The organism is Nocardia sp. SSK8 (assembly GCF_037034205.1).
GTDB lineage: Bacteria > Actinomycetota > Actinomycetes > Mycobacteriales > Mycobacteriaceae > Nocardia.
Window position 1 is genome coordinate 212,867 of the sequence record NZ_JBAGKD010000002.1, and the last position, 3,353, is coordinate 216,219.

Annotated in this window: 1 protein-coding gene; it reads left to right on the plus strand. The window is 69.1% G+C overall.

Going from position 1 to position 3,353, the window contains the following annotated elements:
* Complete coding sequence (gcvP, locus tag WA675_RS04565; protein WP_336082177.1) at nt 1–2,811, plus strand: aminomethyl-transferring glycine dehydrogenase; 2,811 nt, start codon at nt 1–3, stop codon at nt 2,809–2,811.
* The last annotated feature ends 542 nt before the right edge of the window (nt 2,812–3,353 follow it).

Consider the following 3,353-nt stretch of genomic DNA (forward strand, 5'->3'; position numbering starts at 1 on the left):
GTGACCCGTTCGTTCGCCGACCGCCACATCGGACCCGATTCCGGTGAACTCGCCCGGATCCTCGCGACCGTCGGCGTCGAATCCGTCGACGCGCTGGCCACCGCCGCGCTGCCCACGACGATCCTGGACGAATCCGGCCTGGCCGCGCTGCCCGCGCCCGCCTCCGAGCACGAGGTGCTGGCCGAACTGGCCGCGCTCGCGCAGGCCAACACCGTGGCCACCTCGATGATCGGGCTGGGCTACTACGACACCCTCACCCCGCCGGTGCTGGTGCGCAATCTGCTGGAGAACCCGGCCTGGTACACCGCCTACACCCCGTACCAGCCCGAGATCAGCCAGGGCAGGCTCGAGGCGCTGCTCAACTTCCAGACCATGGTCTCGGACCTGACCGGCATGGACGTGGCCAACGCGTCGATGCTCGACGAGGCGACCGCGGCGGCCGAGGCGATGACGCTGCTGCGCCGCGCGGCCAAGTCCAAGTCGGCACGGCTGCTGATCGACGCCGACCTGTTCCCGCAGACCAAGACCATCCTCGCGACCCGGGCCGAGCCGCTGGGCATCGAGATCGTCGAGGCCGACCTCGCGCGCGGTGTGCTGCCCGAGGGCGACTTCTTCGGCGTGCTGGTGCAGACCCCCGGCGCCTCGGGCCGCATCGTGGACTGGACGCCCGTCTTCACCGCCGCGCACGAGCGGGGCGCGCTGGTCGCCGCCGGTGCCGACCTGCTGGCGCTGACCCTGATCACCCCGCCCGGTGAGCAGGGCGCCGACGTCTGCTTCGGTACCACCCAGCGCTTCGGTGTGCCGATGGGCTTCGGTGGCCCGCACGCGGGCTATCTGGCCGTGCGCACCGCCTTCGCGCGGCAGCTGCCGGGCCGCCTGGTCGGCGTGTCGGTCGACGCCGACGGCGCGCCCGCCTACCGCCTCGCACTGCAGACCCGTGAGCAGCACATCCGCCGTGAGAAGGCCACCTCCAACATCTGCACCGCGCAGGTGCTGCTGGCCATCGTGGCCGCGATGTACGCGAGCTACCACGGTGCCGACGGCCTGCGCGCCATCGCGCGCCGGGTACACGAGCACGCCGCCGCGGTGGCGACCGGTCTCGGTGGCGCGGTCGTGCACGGGGCCTACTTCGACACCGTGCTCGCGCAGGTGCCCGGCGGCGCGGAAGCCGTGGTGGCCAAGGCGAAGTCGAAGGGCATCAACCTGCGCCTGGTCGACGCCGACCATGTCGCGATCGCCTGCGACGAGGCCACCACCGACGCGCACGTCGCCGCGGTGATCGAATCCTTCGGCACCGCACTGACTCCCGAGTCCGGCGCGGGCACCGAGCCCGCCGTCATCGAGACCCGCGCCTCGGCGTACCTGACCCACCCGGCGTTCACCCGCTACCACACCGAGACCGCCATGCTGCGCTACCTGCGTTCGCTCTCGGACAAGGACATCGCGCTGGACCGCAGCATGATCCCGCTGGGCTCGTGCACGATGAAGCTCAACGCCACCGCCGAGATGGCGGCCATCACCTGGCCCGGCTTCGCGCGGCTGCACCCGTTCGCGCCCACCGAGGACGTGCCGGGCATCCTGAGCCTGATCGGCGATCTCGAGGGCTGGCTGGCCGAGATCACCGGCTACGACGCGGTGAGCCTGCAGCCCAACGCGGGTAGCCAGGGCGAATACGCCGGTCTGCTGGCGATCCGCCGCTACCACCTCGATCGCGGCGACGATCACCGCGACACCTGCCTGATCCCGTCCAGCGCGCACGGCACCAACGCGGCCTCGGCGGCGATGGTCGGCATGCGCGTGGAGGTGGTCAAGTGCCGCGCGAACGGTGACGTCGACCTCGACGACCTGCGCGCCAAGATCGCCGACCACGCCGAGCGGCTGGCCTGCATCATGATCACCTACCCGTCCACCCACGGTGTCTACGAGCACGAGGTCGCCGAGCTGTGCGCGCTGGTGCACGACGCGGGCGGCCAGGTCTACGTCGACGGCGCGAACCTCAATGCCCTTGTCGGCCTTGCCCGTCCGGGCCGCTTCGGTGGCGACGTCAGCCACCTGAACCTGCACAAGACCTTCTGCATCCCGCACGGCGGCGGCGGCCCCGGCGTCGGCCCGGTGGCGGTGCGCTCGCACCTCGCGCAGTACCTGCCCGGCGACCCGCGCGAGGCGGGCTCGCACGCGGTGTCGGCCGCGAACTACGGCTCGGCCTCCATCCTCCCGATCACCTGGGCCTACATCCGGCTCATGGGCGCCGAGGGCCTGCGCGCGGCCACGCTGACCGCGATCGCCTCGGCCAACTACATCGCCCGCCGCCTCGACGCCTACTTCCCGGTGCTCTACACCGGCGAGAACGGCATGGTCGCGCACGAGTGCATCCTGGACCTGCGCGAGATCACCAAGCAGACCGGCGTCACCGTCGACGATGTGGCCAAGCGCCTGGCCGACTACGGTTTCCACGCTCCGACCATGAGTTTCCCGGTCGCGGGCACGCTGATGGTGGAGCCGACCGAGAGCGAGAACCTCGACGAGCTCGACGAGTTCATCGAGGCCATGATCGCCATCCGCGCCGAGATCGACCAGGTCGGCGCCGGGGTCTGGCCGGTCACCGACAACCCGCTGCGCGGGGCCCCGCACACCGCGGCGAGCCTGGTCGGCGAGTGGGACCACCCGTACAGCCGCGAGATCGCCGTCTACCCGCGCGGTCTCGGGCACACCCGGCCCAAGGTGTGGCCGCCGGTGCGCCGCATCGACGGCGCCTTCGGCGACCGCAATCTGGTGTGCTCCTGCCCGCCGCTGGACGCCTACCAGGACTGACCACCGGACCGGTCAACCATCGATTTGCGGGCCCCGCCGATTCGTTCGGCGGGGCCCGCTGTCGTCGGGTCACCCGGTCTCGCCATCTGAAATGCTCGATATCCGAATAGTCGGCCGATAACGAACTCTGCGTCTTTTTAGAGTGCATTGAGTGAATGTCCAGTACGGCGAATGCGGAAAACAATTCTTCGGTATTTACGGCGAGGTGAATCGACGTGTAACGATCGGGCAGCAGTGGGTGGACTCGAGGTTTATCGACTTCGCGAGGTATGTCGTATTCGACCGTCTCTACGCGCGTAATTGTTACTAGCGTGTTCCCTGTCATTCGTATGCCCGGTGTTTGCTGGCAGGCTACTGTCGGGGTGAGGTTTCGTCGGTGAATCCGCTGGGTACAGGCCCGCGGGTCCGAAAATACGGCAAGGGGAAAAAGTATGGCTGATCGGCTGTAGGCAATCCGCGTCCACTGGACAGTGTGATACAGGTGGATATGCGGCAATGGGGTCGAATAGTAAGTCGGTAGCCATGCGAGGGGTCGGGTAATC